We start from the raw sequence: 19,577 nt of genomic DNA, 5'->3' as shown, positions 1-19,577 counted from the left end.
GTAAAGAAAGCTGATGAAGATTTAGCACCCAAAGCCCGGCACAGCAAGCTTCAATCCTGCCTGGGCCGACCCGAGAGTCGCTGGGAAAACTCGTCCAGCAATTTTTGCTCTCGCTTGTCCGCTGCGATCCTCGCCTCCTGCAGGTAGCGTTCGACCAGTTTGCGCAGGCCATCGAGCCGCGCGCGTCGCTGCTGCCATTGTTCACGCAGCTTGTCGAGGTTGTTACGGTGCCAGTCCAGGCTGCGCTGCTGTTGTCCGATGGCCGATTCGAGCTGAGAGAGAAAACGCTGATAGTTCATCAGCCATTGGCCAGATACACCCTGGCTGCCTTGCGCCATCCACTGCTGCTGGTAATCGGCAAAGTATTGTCGTAACTCGCCGAGCTTGGTTTCAGCCTGGGCGACCTGGGTCTGGCCCTGCCCAAACAGCTTCGCGGCCTCTCGCTCGGCACGCTCGGCCATATCGATCACCGGCGCCAGGCGCGCCGCTCGGCTGGCTGGCAAGGATTAGCCTGCGGCCTTGGGATTGAATACGCTGGCCAGCAGCGCTTCGCTCTGGGCCAAATGCTCGGCTTCGTTCAGGCCCTGCCGAAGATAGCGAACCATCTCCACCTGCCGGGCGATGGCGAGGTCGGTTTCCGGATCGCCTCCCGGTACGTACGCACCGACGCTGATCAGGTCGCGGCTCTGCTGAAAACGCGACCAGAGCTGCTTGAAGCGCTGTGCATTGCGCATATGCTCGGCACTGACCACCTGCGGCATGACCCGGCTGATCGAGGCCTCGATGTCGATTGCGGGGTAATGCCCCTCCTCCGCCAAGCGGCGCGACAACACAAAGTGACCATCCAGCACGCCTCGCGCGGCATCGGCAATCGGATCTTGCTGGTCGTCACCCTCGGACAAGACGGTATAAAAGGCCGTGATCGAGCCGCCGCCTTCTTCCGCGTTGCCAGCGCGCTCCACCAGGCTTGGCAGCTTGGCAAACACCGAGGGTGGGTAGCCCTTGGTCGCGGGCGGCTCGCCAATGGCCAGGGCAATCTCGCGCTGGGCCTGGGCGAAGCGGGTCAGCGAATCCATCAGCAGCAGTACGTTCTTGCCCTTGTCGCGGAAATACTCGGCGATGCGCGTGCAGTACATGGCCGCGCGCAGGCGCATCAGTGGCGCATCGTCAGCGGGCGATGCGACAACGACCGAACGCTTAATACTTTCTTCGGTGAGGATGTTTTCAATGAATTCCTTCACCTCCCGACCACGCTCGCCGATGAGCCCGACAACGATGATGTCGGCCTCTGTGAAGCGCGTCATCATGCCAAGCAGGACCGACTTACCGACGCCGGTGCCGGCAAACAGGCCGAGACGCTGACCGCGCCCCACGGTGAGCAAGCCGTTAATGCTGCGGATACCGACGTCCAGCGGCTCGCTGATCGGGTGGCGTTTGAGCGGGTTGATCACCGGGCCGTCCATCGGCACCCAGTCTTCCGCTTTCATTCCGCCCTTGCCGTCCAGTGCACGGCCGGCGCCATCCAATACGCGCCCCAGCATCGAAGTACCCATCGGCAAGCGACCGGTATTGGCCAAGGGCACCACCCGTGCACCAGGCGCGATACCGGCGAGACTGCCGACCGGCATCAGGTAGAGCTTGCCGCCGGAAAACCCCATCACCTCGGCTTCGACCTGGGTCGGGTGGTAGCTGTCCTCGTTGATCACCAGACAGCGACTGCCGACAGCAGCGCGCAAGCCTTCGGCTTCCAGCGTCAACCCGACCATACGCAACAACCGACCCTCGAGGATCGGTTGGCTGGGAAGCTTGATCGCCTGGCCGTAGGTTTCGAAGCGCTTGGCGAAGCTGGTGCGTTCAAGACGCATCGGGTTTTTCCAGGTCCGGATTCAAATTCAGGTGGAGGTCGGCCTCGGGTGGACTGGTGGCGTTTTCACGCTGCTGTTCGAACAGCTGACTGATGGCTTGCCCCAGGCGCGTCTCGATGCTGGCATCGATGCGGCTCTGCTCGGTCTCGATCCGGCAGCCGCCGGGCAGCAGATCACTGTCCTCGACTATCTTCCAAGCCTCTTCGTGACGCTCCCGCAGCGCCTTGACCAAGTCGAAATCTTGCGGGTTTATATAGATGCGCACGTTGCTGGCGCCCATGGGTAGCAGCTTGAGCGCTTCGCGCAGCACCTGGCGGATTTGGCTGGAATCGATCAGCAGATCGCGCTGAATCACCTCGCGAGCCAGCTGACTGACCAGCGTGACCATAGCGTGTTCGAGGTTGCGATCCTGATCGGCGATGGGTTCGAGCAGCTGCGTCATCAGCTTTTCCAGGCTTTCCAGCCTGGGCGTCAGGGCCGCCTCAGCCTCCTGCTTGGCCTTCAGCTGACCGGCGTGAAAGCCATCCTTCTCGCCAGTACTGAAGCCTTCGTTGTAAGCCTCCTGACGAATCGCCTCGAGCTCGTCGAGCGTCAGTGGTTTGACTTCCTCGACCGGCACGTCTTCGCTGCGCGCCAAGTCTTCGACTTCAACTGGCCCCTCGCCAACCTCTGAGTCCTCCGGCTCAGCACCCAGAGGGTCGAAGCTCGGCAAGGCCCAGCGATCGAAAATGTTGACGTCTTTCGCGCGAATTACATCGCTGGGGTTTTCCTTGGACATTCAGGTTCTGCGCCTTGCTAGACCATTTCCTCGCCGCCCTTGCCGCCGAGCACGATTTCTCCGGCTTCGGCCATGCGGCGAGCGATAGTGAGAATTTCCTTCTGCGCGCCTTCGACTTCGCTGATGCGCACCGGCCCCTTGGCTTCCAGATCGTCACGCAGCAATTCGCCGGCGCGCTTGGACATGTTCTTGAAGACCTTCTCCTTGATCGCTTCATCGGCGCCCTTGAGCGCCAGAACCAGCACATCGGAGGATACTTCGCGCAGCAGCACTTGAATGCCCCGGTCGTCGACATCGGCAAGATTGTCGAAGACGAACATCAGATCTTCGATCTGCGACGACAGATCTTCGTCGACGTCGCGAATGGCGTCCATCAGCTGGCCTTCAACGGAGCTGTCGAGGTAGTTCATGATGTCCGCGGCGCGCTTGACACCGCCCAGCGTTGCCCGCGTGGTGTTGGCGTTGCCGGAGAATTGTTTCTCGAGGATCAGGTTCAGCTCCTTCAGCGCCGCCGGCTGCACGGTGTTGAGCGACGACACGCGCAGCACGATGTCGAGGCGCACCTTGTGGTCGAAGTGCGAAAGCACCTCGCCCGCCTGGTCTGGGTCCAGATACGCCACCACGATGGCCTGGATCTGCGGGTGCTCGTAGCGGATCACGTCAGCGACCGCGCGCGGCTCCATCCACTTGAGACTGTCCAGGCCGCTGGTGTTGCCGCCGAGCAGAATCCGGTCGATCAGGCCACCGGCTTTGTCCTCACCCAGTGCCTGAGTCAGCATCTTGCGGATGTAGCCGTCCGAACCGACCCCGAGGCTGGTCTGGTCGCCCACAATCTCGACGAACTCGCCCATTACCTGTTCAATCTGGTTTTTTTGCACGTTTCGCAGCTGCGCCATCGCCGTGCCGACCTTCTGTACTTCCTTCGGGCCGAGGTGACGCAGCACCTGCGCGGCGTCGGCCTCGCCCAGCGAGAGCAGCAGGACCGCAGCCTTGTCGACTTTATTCAGCTTGACGGGAACTCGAGCATCACTCATCTGCGTTGATCCACTCTTTGACAACCTGAGCCACCCGGCCCGGGTCCTCTGCTACCAGATTCTTGATGGCATTCAATTGCGCATCGTATCCCTCGGTCGGGCTCGGCAGCATGATGCTCTGCGGTCCGCTCAGGCTGACGCGGTCGCTGGAAAGCGCACCGTCTATGCCTTCCATGTCACCGAGTTCTGCATCGCCACCGACTGTTTGCAATTCCTTGCTCTTGCCCGCATTGGTCAGGTTGTTCAGCACGGGCCGGAGCACGCCGAACACCAGCACCAGGATGAACAGGACGCCGAGCACCTGCTTGACGATGTCCCAGAACCACGGCTGCGAGTAGAACGGAATTTCGATGAACGTCTCGTCGAGCGAATCAGCAGCAAACGGCGCATTGATTACGCTGACGCTGTCGCCACGGCTCGCATCGAAACCGACCGCGTCCTGTACCAGCCGGGTGAAGCGCGCCAGTTCATCGGCAGTGCGCGGCACCCGAGTCGTGGTTCCATCAGCTGCAACGGTCAGCTGATCGTCGAGCACCACGGCGACCGACAGCCGACGTAGACGTCCCTGCTGCTGCTTGGTGTAGCTGATCGAACGGTCCAACTCATAGTTGCGGGTCGCCTGTTCGCGCTTGTCTGCGGGGTACGGCGCCAACATCGGTTGGCCTGTTGCCGGATCCATGACCTGCTGACCGTTGGCGTCCAGCAATGGCTGCCCCGGCGCAACGGCACCCGCCGCGGCCTGGCCCGCCATAGCATTCTCCGGCGCAGTCGCGGGTCCCGGTGGCTGATTGCTCAGCGCGCCAGGTACGCCCTGCGGACCAAGGCTGCTCTGACGCTGCTCGCTAACACTCTGCTCACTGCGCAGTGCCGGTTGATCCGGGTTGAAGGTCTCGGAGGTGGACTCAACCGCGCTGAAATCCACATCAGCAGACACTTCGGCCTTGTAACGACCGCTGCCCAGCACCGGCTGCAGGATGTTGTGCACGCGCTGGGTATAAAGACTTTCCATGCGCCGGCTGTAGTCGAACTGCTTGCCGGCCATGCTCAGCTCGGTGAGACCTTGCTGGTCGGACAGCAGGTTGCCTTTCTGGTCGACTACGGTGATCTGTGACTTGGTCAGCTCAGGCACGCTGGTGGCGACCAGGTTGATGATGGCCATCACCTGACTTGGCTCGAGATTGCGCCCTGGATACAGCTCGACCAGAACCGATGCACTCGGCTTGCGCTCGTCTCGGACGAACACCGAACTCTTCGGAATGGCCAGGTGGACGCGAGCGCCCTTGACGTTATTCAGGCTGGAAATGGTACGACCCAGCTCACCTTCGAGACCACGGCGATAGCGGGTCGCTTCCATGAACTGACTGGTGCCGAGGCCTTGCTCCTTGTCGAGAATCTCAAAGCCGATGTTGCTGTCAGTCTGGGCGATGCCGGCGCTGGCAAGTTTCAGCCGCGCACGCGCAAGGTCGTCCGCCCTGACCAGCAAGGCGCCGGAATTGGGCTCGACGGTGTATGAAATATCGGCAGCCGCCAAGGTTTCCATCACCTGGTTGGCGTCCATTCCGGCAAGGCTGCCCAGCAGCGGGCGGTAGTCCGGCTGCTGTGACCAGAGCACCACGGCAAACCCGATGGCAACGCTCGCAGCCAGACCAACCAGCAGGCCGATCTGCCGCAACATCGACATTTCGGAGAGGTTTTCCAGAAAGGACAGGCCCAACAGGGGCTTCTTCGGGACTTCCGAAGCAACCGGCACTGGAACCTTGCTAAGCGCGTCAGCCATTATTCAAACCCTGCCTTAAACCGGCATCTGCATGATGTCTTGGTACGCCTGGACCAGCTTGTTGCGCACCTGGGTCATTGCCTGGAAGGAGACGCTGGCCTTCTGCGACGCGATCATGACCTCGGTCAGATCGATGCCACCCTGGCCCATCTCGAAAGCGGTGGCCAACTGGTTGGAAGCCTGCTGGGTTTCGTTCACTTTATTGACGGCCTGGCCGAGCATGTCGGAAAAGCTTGGAGCGCCCACTTCTGGGGCCGCCGTCACAGGCTTGGAACGCGCCATTGCATCGGTCTGCATGGCCCGCATTTCCAGCATCAAGCGATTGAATTCGATACCCTGACTCATCATTCCTCCAACAGTTGCGGTTTTTTTGACGCCTCGCAGCAGGTAGAGGAGTAATAGCAACATCGGTGCCAGTGTCCGCCCGACGATTGCGGTGTAGCGTGGAAGCGAGGACGAACGGTGCTGAGATGGAGCCGGTGACTGTTACGTTGATCGCGCCATTGGCTGTATCGCGACGCGATGCGCGCAACGTCCTAGCCTGTCGTTTCCGCGCCGACCGGTTCCAGTCGAAGCAGGCTAACCGCTTCACTTGTCGGTAACCCTCACTCCTGCGTATCCACCGCTCAAACCAGACCCTAAGCCGACGATGACCGAAATCACCGCCTCACCTCAGCGATTCTTCAAGGACAGTTCGGCTTCTACGGTCGTAGCGGGCTTCATCGCCATGCTGACCGGCTACACCAGTTCGCTGGTGCTGATGTTCCAGGCCGGACAGGCTGCCGGGCTCAGTAGTGGTCAGATCTCATCGTGGATCTGGTCACTGTCGATCGGCATGGCAATCTGCAGCGTCGGGCTGTCGTTGCGTTACCGAACGCCGGTCGTTATCGCCTGGTCGACGCCCGGCGCTGCGCTGCTGATCAGTAGCCTGCCTAGTGTTCCCTATGGCGAAGCCATTGGCGCGTTCATCTTTGCCTCAGCGTTGATAGCGCTCTGCGGGATCACAGGCAGCTTCGAACGGCTGATGCGCAAGGTGCCCTCCTCGTTGGCCGCGGCCTTGCTGGCCGGTGTGTTGTTCAACATCGGCATTGAAATATTCCGCGCTGTTGAAGTCCAGCCAGTACTGGTGCTGGGCATGTTTTTCAGCTATCTGCTCGCCAAGCGCTTTCAACCCCGCTATGCCGTGCTGGCTGCGCTACTGATTGGCTGCGGTCTGTCGGCAATTATGGGTCTGCTGAATTTCAGTGAGCTGAGCCTGGAAATTGCCGTGCCGGTTTGGACCACGCCGAGCCTGTCGCTCGCTGCCATCTTCAGCATTGGCATACCGCTGTTCGTGATTGCCATGGCCTCGCAGAACATGCCGGGGCTGGCCGTACTTCGCGCCGAGGGCTATCAGGTGCCGGCCTCGCCATTGATATCGGTGACGGGCATTGCCTCGGTGTTGCTGGCTCCGTTCGGCTCCCACGGCATTCACCTGGCGGCGATCACCATGGCCATCTGCAGCGGGCCGGAGGCGCACCCGGATTCATCCCGGCGCTATACGGCGGCGATCTGGTGCGGCGTGTTCTACGGGATTGCAGGGATTTTCGGCGCCACGCTGGCTGCGCTGTTCGCCTCGTTTCCGGCGGCGCTGGTGTTGTCCATCGCCGCCCTGGCCTTGCTCGGCTCGATCGGTTCAGGCCTGACCCAGGCCATGCAACAGCCCAACGAGCGCGATGCGGCGTTAATAACTTTCATGGTAACGGCGTCGGGGCTGACGCTGTTTGGCATAGGGGCGGCGCTCTGGGGGTTGATTGCGGGCGGGCTGACGTTGGCAATACTCAACAAGCGGGCCTGAGGAACGAGATTGGATTCGACTACCTGACTAGGAGGATTGTGAGTGGTTAATTTAAGGGAGTGATCTTGAGGGAGCGATCTTGATCCGATCTCTCTGCTGCGATACCGCCTCTTTCGCGGTCGAGACCGCTCCCACAGAAACCCTGCCCCGCCGCCGTAGCCTCACCCGTGGGAGCGGTCTTGACCGCGATCTTTTTACTCAATGCCGCCGCCTTTCGCGGTCGAGACCGCTCCCACAAAAACCCAGCCCCGCCGCCGTTGCCTCACCCGTGGGAGCGGTCTTGACCGCGATCTTTCTACTCAATGCCGCCGCCTTTCGCGGTCGAGACCGCTCCCACAAAAACCCAGCCCCGCCGCCGTAGCCTCACCCGTGGGAGCGATCTTGATCGCGATCTCTTTGCTGCGATACCGCCTCATTCGCGGTCGAGACCGTTCCCACAAAAGCCCAGCCCCGCCGCCGTAGCCTCACCCGTGGGAGCGATCTTGATCGCGATCTTGCTACTCAATGCTGCCGCCTTTCGCGGTCGAGACGGCTCCTACAGGTTTCGGCGCCGCTAGATTGCCGTCGCTCCGCCATCCACCGCCAGTGCATGGCCGGTGGTAAAGGCCGCAGCATCGCTGCAGAGATAGAGCACAGCAGCAGCAATTTCCTCGACCTTACCTACGCGACCGACTGGATGCATGGCTGCCGCGAACTCCGCCTTACGCGGATCCGCCTCATAAGCACGACGAAACATGTCGGTATCGATCACCGCGGGGCAGACCGCGTTGACCCTGATCTTCTTCTTGGCGTATTCAATGGCCGCTGACTTGGTCAGACCAATAACCGCATGCTTGGACGCCGAATAAATGCTCATCTTCGGTGCCGCCCCGAGACCTGCCACCGACGCCGTGTTGACGATGGCGCCGCTGCCCTGCGCGAGCATCAGCGGTAATTGGTGTTTCATGCACAGCCAGACCCCTTTGACGTTAACCCCCATGATCGCGTCGAACTCGGCTTCACTGCCTTCGGCCAGGCGCCCCTGTTCGATTTCGATTCCAGCATTGTTGAATGCATAGTCGATGCGACCAAAGGCCGCCACCGCCTGCTCGATCATCGCCTTGACCTCTGCGTCGCGGGTGACGTCACAGCGCACGAATACCGCCTCGCCGCCGGTCTCACGAATTGCCTCAGCGCATGCAGCCCCACCCGCTTCATCCACATCGGCCACCACCACCTTCAGCCCCTGCTCGGCAAACGCCAGTGCCGTCGCGCGGCCGATGCCCGCGGCACCGCCGGTAACCAATGCGACCTGACCGGAAAAACACATGCTCATGCTAGATACCCTGATCAATTGAAAGAAGGCGCCAGTCCGAATGTGACTGCAAGCCATATGCTGGTCATGGTTATACCGCCATCGCGTGATCCGCTTAAGCGGTAGCTGGCGATATCACTCGCGCGGATGCCAATGCATTCCAGCGCGGCCGCCTTGCTTGCGGTGCTGCTTCAGGGAGGCTAAACCAAGGGTTTGCACACACAAGAGGTTTCCATGGACAAGACCAATCGCCAGTTTCTGCTGGCCAAGCGCCCGGTTGGCGCACCTAACCGCGAAACCTTCGAATTCGCGGAAAAACCGCTGGGCGAACTCGGCCCGAACCAGATACTGGTGAAGAACGAGTACCTGTCGCTAGACCCAGCCATGCGGGGCTGGATGAACGATGCCAAGTCCTACATTCCCCCGGTCGGAATTGGCGAGGTGATGCGAGCCTTGGGCGTCGGCAAGGTCATCGCCTCCCAACACCCCGGGTTCGCCGAAGGAGATTACGTCAATGGCGCGCTGGGCGTGCAGGACTACTTCCTCGGTGAGCCGAAAGGCTTTTACAAGGTCGATCCGAACCAGGCGCCGCTGCCTCGCTACCTGTCTGCGCTAGGCATGACGGGTATGACCGCCTACTTCGGGCTGCTGTCGGTAGGCGAGCCGAAAGCCGGCGAAACCGTGGTGATCTCAGGCGCAGCAGGCGCGGTTGGCAGCGTCGCGGGCCAGATCGCGAAGATCAAAGGCTGTCGCGTGGTCGGGATTGCCGGCGGCGCGGACAAGTGCCGCTTTCTTACCGAAGAGCTCGGTTTCGACGCGGCCATCGATTACAAGAGCGAAGACGTAGCCGCTGGCCTGAAGCGCGAATGCCCGAAAGGCGTTGACGTCTATTTCGACAATGTCGGCGGCGACATTCTCGACGCGGTGCTGACGCGTATTGCTGTTGGCGCGCGCATCGTCATCTGCGGCGCCATCAGCCAGTACAACAACAAGGAAGCGGTCAAGGGACCGGCCAACTACCTGTCGCTGCTGGTCAATCGCGCAAGGATGCAGGGCATGGTGGTGATGGACTACGTTTCACGCTATCCAGAAGCCATGAAAGACATGGCAGGCTGGATGCAAAGCGGCGAGCTGAAGAGCAAGGAAGACATCGTCGAAGGGCTGGAAACCTTCCCTGAGACACTGATGAAGCTGTTCACCGGCGGTAACTTCGGCAAGCTGGTGTTGAAGGTCAGCTAAGCGGGCAGCAGAGAAGCCGGTCGCTACGATGGCGACCGGCTATTCGATCAGGCCAGTTCTGCAACGACCGCCGCCAGCGCTTGAGCCGGGTCGGCGGCCTGAGCGATTGGGCGGCCAATCACCAGGTAATCAGAACCTGCCTGAATGGCCTGCGAGGGCGTCAGAATGCGCCGCTGATCATCCGCTGCGCTGCCGGCGGGACGAATGCCCGGCGTCACCAGCTGCAGGCCGGCGAACTGTGCCTTCAGTGGTTGCGCCTCCTGAGCCGAGCAGACCAACCCATCCAGTCCAGCCTTTTCGGCCAGACCCGCGAGCCGCAATACCTGCTGCTGCGGTTGCAGATCCAGCCCGATATCCGCCAGGTCAGCCTGCTCCATGCTGGTCAACACTGTCACGCCGATGAGCAGAGGCTTTTGCCCGCTCAGCTTATCCAAAGTCTCCCGGCAGGCGGCCATCATCCGCAGGCCACCCGAGCAATGTACGTTCACCATCCACACGCCCAGTTCCGCAGCAGCCTTTACGGCCATCGCCGTAGTATTCGGAATGTCATGGAATTTCAGGTCGAGAAACACCTCGAACCCCTTAGCCTGCAACGCCTCAACTACTGGCGGGCCGCAGCGGGTGAACAGCTCCTTGCCAACCTTGACGCGACACAACGCCGGGTCCAGCTGCCCGGCCAGTGCCAGCGCAGCATCACGGGAGGGAAAGTCGAGCGCAACGATAATCGGCGTCTGGCAGGGCATGGCAAGTCCTCGGCAAAATTCGGCGCGCATTGTCGCAGAAAAACAACGGCCGAGCGGAGCCGCTCAAGCGAAGCTCGCCACACTGTGGTGCACCGGTATGGCTTCACAATGCTGCCCGGCGTAAGGTGGTATGCATACAGATCAAGCTACTGGAGAAGTCCATGCCCTGGTATATCTGGCTTTTGCTGGCTCTCGTCATTGGCACGGTCATCGGCGGCCTGCTGATGTTGCGCGCGGGTGCGCGCAAGATCCCTCTGACCGAAGAGCAAAAACAGCGCATTGCTCAGCGCAACGCTGAAGCAGACGCCCAAGACGCTCGGGATCGCTGAGCCCAGCCCGGGTTTAGCGCCGCATCCACTGATGCTTGGCATCTGCTGACCGCGCGTCCAGAAAAGCGCTGAACTGGAGACAAAAGATGGCCTTTAGCCATAAACCAAGCGATCATCCGTCCTCTTTACGGGATGATTGAATGTCAGCATCGCGCCAGCCCACCGATAACATCGATCCCAACGTCAAAAGCGCCTTCGCTCGTCGCACCCTGCCTGGCATTGCCTGCCTGTTGGCGGTTGCGCTGCTGGCAGCTGCCGTTGCGGTTATCCAGATCGCCAGGACCATCGACAGTGATGCGCTTGTGCGGGAGCATTTTCTGACGGGCAAGGCATTTGAAGCGCACCGGCGCGGCATGAGCCGACACGTGGCGGACAACGCCTTCTGGGGCGACGCCTATGCCAATCTGAGCAGTCGGGTAAATCTGAACTGGGCATACGAACAGGAAAACCTGGGCCCCTCTCTTTACGCAGACTTTGGCTATGACGCCGTTTTCGTGATCGATTCGGAAGGCAAAACCACCTACTCAGTTGTTCGCGGTGAGCTCGTTCAGGTCGACGCTCAGCAATGGCTCGAGAGCGGTTTGCAGAACCTGCTGGCCGATGCGCGGATCGCCCTCGAGGATGATGAGACTTCCGCTGGCATACTCACCGCCGAAGGACATCCGGCCATGGCGACTGCTGCGGTGATGACAACCGGCGGCAGCGATATCGAAGAGCACCCCGGCCCGGCCTCGGTACTGGTCTTCGTTGACCTGTTGGACTCCAACCGACTCCTTGAGCTAGGCGAAGCGTATGCCGTTGAAGGGCTTCGCGTGGACGATAGCAGCGAGCGCATCGACGGCGCGCTGACCGAGCTGATCAGGCTCGACGGCTCTCCGGTGCGCTTTATCTGGAGCGCGTCCCAGCCCGGCGAATATCTGCTGTGGATGACACTACCGGTACTCGGCGCCGTAACCCTCGGGCTTGGCCTGCTGGCCTGGCTGCTGTTGTGCCAGGCGCTCAAGACCGTACGTATCATGGATGCAGGCTACAAGCGCCTGGCGAGCAGCCGCACCGCGCTGGCGGCCAGCGAGGAACGCTTTCGTGACGTGGCAGAAGCCGCTTCCGACTGGATATGGGAAACGGACCAGAACGCCCAATTGACCTATTTGTCGGCCCGCTTTCAGGAGATTACCGGGCATGCGCCTGCGACCTGGATCGGCCGCCCGCTGATCGACCTGCTGGTCACCGATCACGCCGCGCTGCAGGACTGGCTGAGCGGTAAACACAGCGTGCCGCTGCGTTGCAGCTATCACGCCGCTGATGGGGGCGTGCGCCATTGCCGCTTATCCGCTCGCGAAATTCGTGATGATGGCCGGCTGCTCGGATATCGAGGCACCGCCAGCGATGTCACCGAGGAGACCAAGGCTCAGGCGCGGGTCCAGTATATGTCTCAGCACGATGCCTTGACTGGCTTACCCAACCGCAACCGGTTACGCGACTACCTCGAAGGCAAGCTCAACTCACTGACTACCGCGTCGCGGCTGAGCGTTCTCTATATCGACCTGGATCGCTTCAAGCCGGTGAACGATACCCTCGGTCACGGCGCCGGCGACGAAGTCCTCATCGGCGTCGCCAATCGCCTGAAGCAGTGCATCAGAGGTGACGATCTGGTCGCCCGCCTGGGCGGCGACGAGTTCGTCATGGTAATGAGCCGTCTGCAACACAACGAAGATATCGAAATGCTCTGTGCCCGCGTTGTCGGAGCCATCAGCGAGCCATTCAGCTATGAAGACAAGCTGATCCATATCGGCGCCAGCGTGGGAATCGCCGTGGCGCCGACCGATGCCAGCCAGGCTAGCGAACTGCTGCGGTGCGCCGATATTGCGCTGTACCAGGCCAAGGCCAACGGGCGTGGTACCTGGTGCTTCTATGGCAGCGAGATGGACAAACGACTGCATGAAAGGCGTAACCGGGAGGACGAGCTGCGTCAGGCAATCGCCGAAGGCCAGTTCGAAGCCTATTACCAGCCCCGCTACCTGAGCAAAGACATGAGCATCAACGGTGCCGAAGCCTTGCTGCGCTGGCACCACCCCAGCCGGGGCCTGCTGCTACCTGAACACTTCATTCCGCTCGCAGAGGAAACCGGGCTGATCGTGCAGCTGGGCGAGTGGGTGCTGCGCGAGGCCTGCTTCGAGGCGGCAAGTTGGGCTGATGACCTGGTCGTGTCGGTCAATCTTTCGCCGCTGCAACTGCGCGTTGGCGATTTGTACCAGATGATTGTCAGTGCACTCGGGGATAGCGGTCTGCCCGCAAACCGCCTGGAGCTGGAGATTACTGAAACCGCATTGCTGCAGGAGAACGAGAGCACACTGGGTGTGCTCAATCGCTTGAAATCGCTCGGTTTGCGGCTTGCAATGGATGATTTCGGTACCGGCTACTCGTCGCTGAGCAACCTACGTAAATACCCGTTTGACATGATCAAGATCGACGGCAGCTTCGTTACCGGGATGTCTCATTCAAATGAAAGCCATTCAATCGTCAAAGCCTTGATCGATCTTGGCCATGGCCTGCGCATGCGTGTCACCGCGGAAGGTGTGGAAACGCTGGAACAGCTGAATTTGCTGCTCGCCGACGGCTGTAGCGAACTGCAAGGGTTTCACATGAGCCATCCGCTGCCAGCCACGGAACTTAACGCATTGCTCAACAGCACGCGCCCGCGCGACGAGACGAAACAATAATCCAGCAGCAGCGGTTCAACGTTTGAGCTCAAAATTGATCTGCGCCCCATCGATAAGGGCTTCGTCCTGGGCCGTTCCAGGCAATAGCTCGCCGCTCATGTGCAGCGAGCGAGAACTCTGGCTGGACTCGAACAGCGGTGGGAGGAGACTCAGGGACCTCGGCTCGTCAGCTGGCTCGAGATCTTCGGCCCAATCCTCCGGAAGGCTCAGGTCGAGATCCGGCTCGGGCAGTTTGACCTTTTCCACCGCGGCCTTGGGCTCCGAGGTAGAAGGCTTGGTCTTTGGCGCAGGTGCAACGGGATCAGTCGATAGCGGATCGGGAGACCCTGCCAGGGCCGACTCATTCTCGATCTCGATATTTTCCAAACTGTCCGGCACATCTAGCCTGGGCTCGGCTTCTACCGGCGCAGCGGCGTCAGGCGGAGAAACGGCGATCTTTGGCGGCGTGGGAGGCTTAGGCTGGTTCGGAACCTCATCACAGGCGGCAAGTAGCGACAGCCCTATTAACATCAGCCACCTCATTTTCCCGCCCTCCTCGTCATTTATCGCATTGTCGGCAAAGCTCCCCCGCAAGCTCACCTAAGGTCTTCAACGCTCGCTCCGCCTCGGCCGTCCAGGGCAGCGCGCAGTTGAGCCGCACACAGTGATTGAACTGCTGAGTGTTGCTGAAAATCAGGCCCGGCGCGATGCTGATCCCCCGCTTCAACGCCTGGACGTGCAGCTCCTTGGTATTCACCCGAGCCGGCAAGCTGACCCAGAGAATGAACCCGCCCGTCGGCCGAGTCATCTGCGTGCCCTCTGGGAAGTAGCGCTGCACGGCAAGCTGGAAAGCGCTGAGATTCTTCCGATACTCGTGGCGAATGTAACGCAGATGGCGATCGTACCCCCCGTTTTCAAGATACGCCGCAACGCCCATCTGCGTGACGCTGCAGGCCGAATGCGTACTGAAGGTCTGCAGACGTTTTACCTCCTCGCGGTATCGGCCTGGCAGTATCCAGCCGATACGCACACCCGGCGAAAGGGTCTTTGAGAAGCTCGAGCAATAAATCACTCGCCCCTCGGTGTCATTGGACTTGAGCGCCCGGATCGCCCCTACGTCGAACAATAACTCGCCATAGATATCATCTTCGACAATCTGAATGTCGAAATTCGCCGCCAGTTTCAATAACTGCTTCTGCCGCCCGTCGGGGATGCTGCCACCGAGGGGATTGCTCAAACGCGCCGTCAGCACGAGCGCCTTGATCGGCCACTGGCTAGCCGCGAGCTGCAACGCCTCGAGGCTAAGCCCGGTATCCGGATCGCAGGGAATCTCGATCACCTTGAGCCCGAGCAAATCGGCCAGTTGAAGCAAGCCGTAGTAGCTGGGCGATTCCGCTGCGATCAAATCGCCGGGTTTGGTCAGCACGCGCAAGGACATCTGTAACGCATCGACACAGCCGTGCGTGATCACCACTTCGTCAGGCCCGACGACCACACCCGCGTCGCGCATGCGAATCGCCACCTGTCGACGCAGCGGCTCATAACCGGGGCTGAACATGTAGGTGAACGCCTGCTGGCTCTGGAAGCGAGTGACCTTGGCAAGCTGCTGATGCAATGCACGGACGGGCAAATAATCTACGTGCGGTACGGCAGCGCCCAACGGTATGAGCCCGTCACGGCGTGACTCACTGAGCACCTGATTGATAATGCTGCTGCGGGTGACCAGCGTTGGTCGTTCGACCTGAGCGATGTCCGGCGTAGGGGCGGTCAATGCAGGGGTGTGATGCACGTAAAACCCCGACTGTGGACGGGCACGGATCATCCCTTGGTCTTCGAGATTGGCATAGGCCTGCAGAACGGTTGCGTGACTTACGTTCAGCTGCATGCTCATCTTGCGCACCGAAGGCACCCGCTCACCCGGCCGGTACACGCCTCGACGAATATCGTCCGCCAGCTGGTGTGCGATGCGCTGATAAAGCAACAGATTGGTCATAACGTCCGCTCCCGCCAACTGAACCATAACAGTAGTACAACACCGCTATGCACGACCAATACAGTTGCCGCTTAACTCGGCGACACAGTCAGTTACGTCTATCGAATCTTTTCAGCGCGGGTTACTCAGCCGTCCTTGCTCATCGGAAAACAGGATCTCGACGCGACGATTCTGCGCGCGCCCGCGCGCCGACGCGTTTTCCGCAACGCGATATTGCTCGCCATAGCCAACCACCTCGATGCGTCCCGCATCGACTCCGAGACTTTGCATGAACTCACCCACCACCTGCGCACGGGCCTTCGACAATGCAAAGTTCTCGGCCTTATCACCCCGATTGTCGGTATAGCCTTCAATCCGGACCCGCCGCTTGGGATTGAGCTGCAGAAAATGGACGACCTTGAGCAGCGTGCGGTTGGCCGAAGATCCCAGTTCGGCACTGGACGGTCTGAACAACACATCCCCAAGGGTCATGACCAGACCGCGGTCGGTCTCGGCAGCTGCCAGGCTGACCATCTGATCCTCCAACCAGCGACCCTGGTGTTGCATGTCCAGTATCCGGGCTTGCTGTACAGCCTCACGCAAACGCTCGCGTTCCATGTTCAGCTGGGTCGCGCGCCGCTGGTTCTGTAGCTGTTCGCTGTGCTGGCGGGCAATCTCGCTATAACGCTTGCTGAGGTATGCGTAATGAATGACGTCCTCTGCACTGCCCCAGTAGTCGGCGAACCGCTTGGCCCGGTCCAGCGACTCGCCCGCCCGCATCACGTCCTTGGGCGCATCCTGAAGGATTTGTGGTTCCTCACTTACGCTCTGAAGAGCCATCGATGCGTCTTGCAGCTGCTGTTGCGACTCGCGCGTTGCGCAACCTTGAAGCGCACCGAGCGCAAGCAGCACTGCAGGTACCAAGTAGGCCGGTTTCACTGCAACGCTCCCAGCTGTTCACGCAAGCGCGCGATGCGGCGGTGCAATTCCGCCAGTTCCTGCTGACTTTTCTCGTTTAGAACTCGAGCTTCTGCCAGCCGCGCATCAAGCTCGGCTTGCTCGGCCTGCAGACGTGCCTCTCGGTAACGCTCATCCTTCATCGCGGCGACCGCAGCCGTATATTTCTGCTCCGCCTGCGTCAGTTCCGGCGTCTGCTCCGCAGCGCCCACCGAGCGTGCCTGGTTCAGCGCCTGTTCGGTAAGCCGCAGCTGTTCAGTGGGTGCAGGATCGCTGGCGCAGCCAGCCATCACCAGAAGCATGAGCATGCCGCAAAGATGTTTTATCAAGTGAAGAGTCCTAGCGTTGCGAATTGCGGGTCGGCGCTGGCTGCTGTTTCCAGCGTTCAAGGTTCTCTACCAGCAGTTGCTGCGGTACCCCCGCGGCGCGCAATTCTGTCATTTTTATCGCGAGCTGTCCGCGGAGCCACGGGCCGTTACACGCCGAGTCGTGAGCGACCGCAAAGTGCAAACCGCGACTGAACACCGGTGGCTCCAAGCGCTGGATATCAGCGAGAAGCCCTTGTCGGGCGGCATATGCAATGAAACTGTAACGCTCATGCAGGACATAATCGGCCTTGCCCGTCGACAGCCTGTTCAGGGCCTCGGCCAGACTGGGAGCAGCACGTAAACGAAGGTTTTCCTTGGCATAGCGCTCGAACGCACTGCCATAGCCTTCAGCCTTCACATAAGCGCCCGTTCGACCTGCCAGATCTCCCCGGTCTGAATAGAGGAAGCCAGGCTTCTGACCTACCCAGGCGGACACCTGCAAGGCTGTGATCGATGGATGGATGAAATCCAGATAGGCCAGTTCCTTTGGTGCCAGGACCGCATCGGCCAGCACATCGACCCGCCCGCTGCGCACCTGCTCCAGCGCTGCGCCCGCATCACCGGTGTAGAGCACTTCGAGCTTCAGGTCGAGCGAGTCGGTGATCTTTTTCAGCAGATCAGCGTTCGCTCCAACGAGCCGCTTGGGATTCTGCGGATCGCGCCAAAGAAAAGGAGGGTTGTCTGCACCGCCAGTCGCGATCAGCCGATCACACTTTGCAGCCGCCGCGTGTGCTGCGACGGGTGTTGCCAACAACACGGCGAGCAAAGCGGACTTCAGCAAAACGGCACAGCGCATGGAAAACCTCGTTGGTCGGGATCGGGCAGGCTTCTTCTCGGGCCTGCCGGAATCTTACCATTGGCCAGCGCAGCCAAGCGCCCATAAAAAAACCCGCTGCGAGAGCGGGTTTTTTCCAAGCGGCTCAGTTACACGAGCTGCTCCAGTTCCGGCAGGATTTCGAACAAATCGCCCACCAGGCCGTAATCGGCGACCTGGAAGATTGGCGCTTCTTCGTCCTTGTTGATCGCGACGATCACTTTGGAATCCTTCATGCCCGCCAGGTGCTGGATCGCACCGGAGATGCCCACCGCGATATACAGCTGCGGTGCAACGATCTTGCCGGTCTGGCCGACCTGCATGTCGTTCGGCACGAAGCCGGCATCGACCGCCGCGCGCGATGCGCCAACGGCGGCACCGAGCTTGTCGGCCAGCGAGTAGAGGTGCTTGAAGTTGTCACCGTTCTGCATACCGCGACCACCGGAGACGACGATCTTCGCAGCTGTCAGCTCGGGACGATCAGACTTGGCCAGTTCTTCACCTACGAACGCGGAAACGCCCGCATCGCCAGTACCGGAAACTTGCTCGACAGCCGCCGATCCGCCTTCAGCATTGACCGGATCAAAACCAGTGGCACGCACGGTGATGACTTTGATCGCCGCGCTGGATTGCACGGTGGCAATGGCGTTACCGGCATAGATCGGACGCTTGAAGGTGTCTGCGCTTTCGACAGCGATGATTTCCGAGATCTGATCAACGTCCAGCTTGGCGGCTACGCGCGGCAGGAAGTTCTTGCCGTTGGTAGTGGCAGCAGCCAGCACGTGGCTGTAGTTCTTGGCCAGATCAGCAATCAGTGGTGCAACGTTTTCCGGCAGCTGGTTGGCGTAGGCAGCGTCGTCGGCGACCAATACCTTGGATACGCCTTCGATCTTGGCAGCCGCCTCACCGATAGCAGCGCACCCGGCGCCCGCAACCAGCACGTGAATGTCGCCGCCGATCGCCTTGGCTGCAGCCACGGTGTTCAGGGTGGCCGCAGCCAGAACGGCATTGTTGTGTTCAGCGATAACCAGGATAGTCATTTAGATTACCTTCGCCTCGTTCTTCAGTTTCTCGACCAATTCAGCCACCGACTTGACCTTGATACCCGCGCTGCGTGCAGCAGGCGCTTCGACTTTCAGGGTCTTCACGGTGGAAGTGGTGGTTACGCCCAGCGCGTCCGGCGTCAGCACTTCCAGCGGCTTCTTCTTGGCCTTCATGATGTTCGGCAGCGACGCGTAGCGCGGCTCGTTCAGGCGCAGGTCGGTGGTCACGATTGCCGGCAGATTCAGCGCAACGGTTTGCGCGCCGCCGTCGATTTCCCGTTCGACGTTTACCTTATCGCCCGACACTTCGACTTTCGAAGCGAAAGTGCCCTGAGCGAATCCGGTCAGTGCACCCAGCATCTGTCCGGTCTGGTTGTTGTCGCTGTCGATGGCCTGTTTGCCAAGGATCACCAGCTGCGGCTGCTCCTTGTCGACTACAGCCTTCAGAAGCTTGGCGACGGCCAGGGAATTGAGTTCTTCGCTGGACTCGACCAGCACGGCGCGATCAGCACCCAGCGCCAGCGCGGTGCGCAGCTGCTCCTGGGCAGCGGTCGGACCGATGGATACGACAACGATCTCGCTCGCCACGCCTTTTTCTTTCAGGCGTACGGCTTCTTCCACAGCGATTTCGCAGAAGGGGTTCATCGACATTTTGACGTTGGCGAGGTCGACGCCGGAGTTGTCCGCCTTGACGCGAACCTTGACGTTGTAATCGACCACTCGTTTGACAGCTACAAGAATCTTCATGGATTCCTCGTTACTCTCCGGTGAATAGAATTTCGCCGAGGCGAACCGAGCCATGCTCAAGGACCGGGCTGCCTTAGCCTT

Annotated in this window: 19 protein-coding genes; 4 read left to right on the top strand and 15 right to left on the bottom strand. The window is 60.5% G+C overall.

Annotated elements, in window-relative coordinates; all coding sequences use genetic code 11:
- Nucleotides 1-50: 50 nt before the first annotated feature.
- From fliJ to fliE, 6 genes are read right to left on the bottom strand one after another with little or no spacing between them, the layout of a single operon-like run.
- Nucleotides 51-503, bottom strand: a complete 453-nt coding sequence (gene fliJ / locus BUE09_RS13870) for a flagellar export protein FliJ (RefSeq protein WP_073301518.1) — start codon at nucleotides 501-503, stop codon at nucleotides 51-53.
- Between the two features lie 3 nt (nucleotides 504-506).
- Nucleotides 507-1,865 (bottom strand): flagellar protein export ATPase FliI, encoded by a 1,359-nt coding sequence (gene fliI / locus BUE09_RS13865; RefSeq protein ID WP_073301517.1) that lies wholly within the window; start codon nucleotides 1,863-1,865, stop codon nucleotides 507-509.
- Nucleotides 1,855-2,643 carry a flagellar assembly protein FliH gene (gene fliH, locus BUE09_RS13860; RefSeq protein WP_073301516.1) on the bottom strand — a complete coding sequence of 263 codons (789 nt, stop codon included), beginning with the start codon at nucleotides 2,641-2,643 and terminating at the stop codon, nucleotides 1,855-1,857. The genes fliI and fliH overlap by 11 nt, the downstream gene beginning before the upstream one ends.
- Nucleotides 2,644-2,660: 17 nt before the next feature.
- Entirely contained in the window at nucleotides 2,661-3,677 is a 1,017-nt protein-coding gene (fliG, locus tag BUE09_RS13855; RefSeq protein WP_029404681.1) for a flagellar motor switch protein FliG, read from the bottom strand.
- Nucleotides 3,670-5,454, bottom strand: a complete 1,785-nt coding sequence (gene fliF / locus BUE09_RS13850; RefSeq protein WP_073301515.1) for a flagellar basal-body MS-ring/collar protein FliF — start codon at nucleotides 5,452-5,454, stop codon at nucleotides 3,670-3,672. The genes fliG and fliF overlap by 8 nt, the downstream gene beginning before the upstream one ends.
- Before the next feature lie 15 nt (nucleotides 5,455-5,469).
- Complete coding sequence (fliE, locus tag BUE09_RS13845; RefSeq protein ID WP_073301514.1) at nucleotides 5,470-5,799, bottom strand: flagellar hook-basal body complex protein FliE; 330 nt, start codon at nucleotides 5,797-5,799, stop codon at nucleotides 5,470-5,472.
- Nucleotides 5,800-6,103: 304 nt separating this feature from the next.
- Here fliE and BUE09_RS13840 point away from each other — a divergent pair, with 304 nt between their 5' ends.
- Complete coding sequence (locus BUE09_RS13840) at nucleotides 6,104-7,291, top strand: benzoate/H(+) symporter BenE family transporter (RefSeq protein ID WP_073301513.1); 1,188 nt, start codon at nucleotides 6,104-6,106, stop codon at nucleotides 7,289-7,291.
- 553 nt (nucleotides 7,292-7,844) lie between these two features.
- Here BUE09_RS13840 and BUE09_RS13835 read toward each other — a convergent pair.
- Nucleotides 7,845-8,606, bottom strand: a complete 762-nt coding sequence (locus tag BUE09_RS13835) for an SDR family oxidoreductase (RefSeq protein WP_073301512.1) — start codon at nucleotides 8,604-8,606, stop codon at nucleotides 7,845-7,847.
- A gap of 213 nt (nucleotides 8,607-8,819) precedes the next feature.
- Here BUE09_RS13835 and BUE09_RS13830 point away from each other — a divergent pair, with 213 nt between their 5' ends.
- Nucleotides 8,820-9,824, top strand: coding sequence for an NADP-dependent oxidoreductase (locus BUE09_RS13830; protein ID WP_073301511.1), 1,005 nt, complete (start codon nucleotides 8,820-8,822; stop codon nucleotides 9,822-9,824).
- 47 nt (nucleotides 9,825-9,871) lie between these two features.
- Here the strand turns inward: BUE09_RS13830 and pyrF are convergent, their stop codons facing one another.
- A complete protein-coding gene (pyrF, locus tag BUE09_RS13825; protein WP_073301510.1) occupies nucleotides 9,872-10,567 on the bottom strand; it encodes an orotidine-5'-phosphate decarboxylase in 696 nt (231 codons plus the stop codon).
- A gap of 161 nt (nucleotides 10,568-10,728) precedes the next feature.
- Here pyrF and BUE09_RS13820 point away from each other — a divergent pair, with 161 nt between their 5' ends.
- Nucleotides 10,729-10,896, top strand: a complete 168-nt coding sequence (locus BUE09_RS13820) for a DUF2897 family protein (protein WP_073301509.1) — start codon at nucleotides 10,729-10,731, stop codon at nucleotides 10,894-10,896.
- A gap of 140 nt (nucleotides 10,897-11,036) precedes the next feature.
- Nucleotides 11,037-13,616, top strand: a complete 2,580-nt coding sequence (locus BUE09_RS13815) for a bifunctional diguanylate cyclase/phosphodiesterase (protein ID WP_073301508.1) — start codon at nucleotides 11,037-11,039, stop codon at nucleotides 13,614-13,616.
- Between the two features lie 15 nt (nucleotides 13,617-13,631).
- Here BUE09_RS13815 and BUE09_RS13810 read toward each other — a convergent pair whose 3' ends face one another.
- The 7 genes from BUE09_RS13810 to BUE09_RS13780 form a co-directional block, all read right to left on the bottom strand.
- Nucleotides 13,632-14,138 (bottom strand): hypothetical protein, encoded by a 507-nt coding sequence (locus BUE09_RS13810; protein ID WP_073301507.1) that lies wholly within the window; start codon nucleotides 14,136-14,138, stop codon nucleotides 13,632-13,634.
- A gap of 16 nt (nucleotides 14,139-14,154) precedes the next feature.
- Nucleotides 14,155-15,588 (bottom strand): aminotransferase-like domain-containing protein, encoded by a 1,434-nt coding sequence (locus tag BUE09_RS13805; RefSeq protein WP_073301506.1) that lies wholly within the window; start codon nucleotides 15,586-15,588, stop codon nucleotides 14,155-14,157.
- Nucleotides 15,589-15,699: 111 nt separating this feature from the next.
- Nucleotides 15,700-16,506, bottom strand: a complete 807-nt coding sequence (locus tag BUE09_RS13800; protein ID WP_073301505.1) for an OmpA family protein — start codon at nucleotides 16,504-16,506, stop codon at nucleotides 15,700-15,702.
- The gene (locus tag BUE09_RS13795; protein WP_417777284.1) at nucleotides 16,503-16,814 is read right to left on the bottom strand and encodes a DUF4398 domain-containing protein; all 312 of its coding nucleotides are present in this window, start codon (nucleotides 16,812-16,814) and stop codon (nucleotides 16,503-16,505) included. Before BUE09_RS13795 ends, BUE09_RS13800 begins: the two co-directional genes overlap by 4 nt.
- A gap of 49 nt (nucleotides 16,815-16,863) precedes the next feature.
- Nucleotides 16,864-17,688 (bottom strand): substrate-binding periplasmic protein, encoded by an 825-nt coding sequence (locus tag BUE09_RS13790; RefSeq protein WP_073301503.1) that lies wholly within the window; start codon nucleotides 17,686-17,688, stop codon nucleotides 16,864-16,866.
- 128 nt (nucleotides 17,689-17,816) lie between these two features.
- On the bottom strand, nucleotides 17,817-18,746 hold the full coding sequence (locus tag BUE09_RS13785; protein ID WP_073301502.1) for an electron transfer flavoprotein subunit alpha/FixB family protein: 930 nt from the start codon (nucleotides 18,744-18,746) through the stop codon (nucleotides 17,817-17,819).
- Complete coding sequence (locus BUE09_RS13780; protein WP_045425680.1) at nucleotides 18,747-19,496, bottom strand: electron transfer flavoprotein subunit beta/FixA family protein; 750 nt, start codon at nucleotides 19,494-19,496, stop codon at nucleotides 18,747-18,749.
- Between the last annotated feature and the right edge of the window lie 81 nt (nucleotides 19,497-19,577).

The organism is Stutzerimonas xanthomarina DSM 18231 (assembly GCF_900129835.1).
Taxonomy (GTDB): Bacteria; Pseudomonadota; Gammaproteobacteria; order Pseudomonadales; family Pseudomonadaceae; genus Stutzerimonas; species Stutzerimonas xanthomarina.
This window is presented reverse-complemented; position numbering and strand designations above follow the sequence as displayed.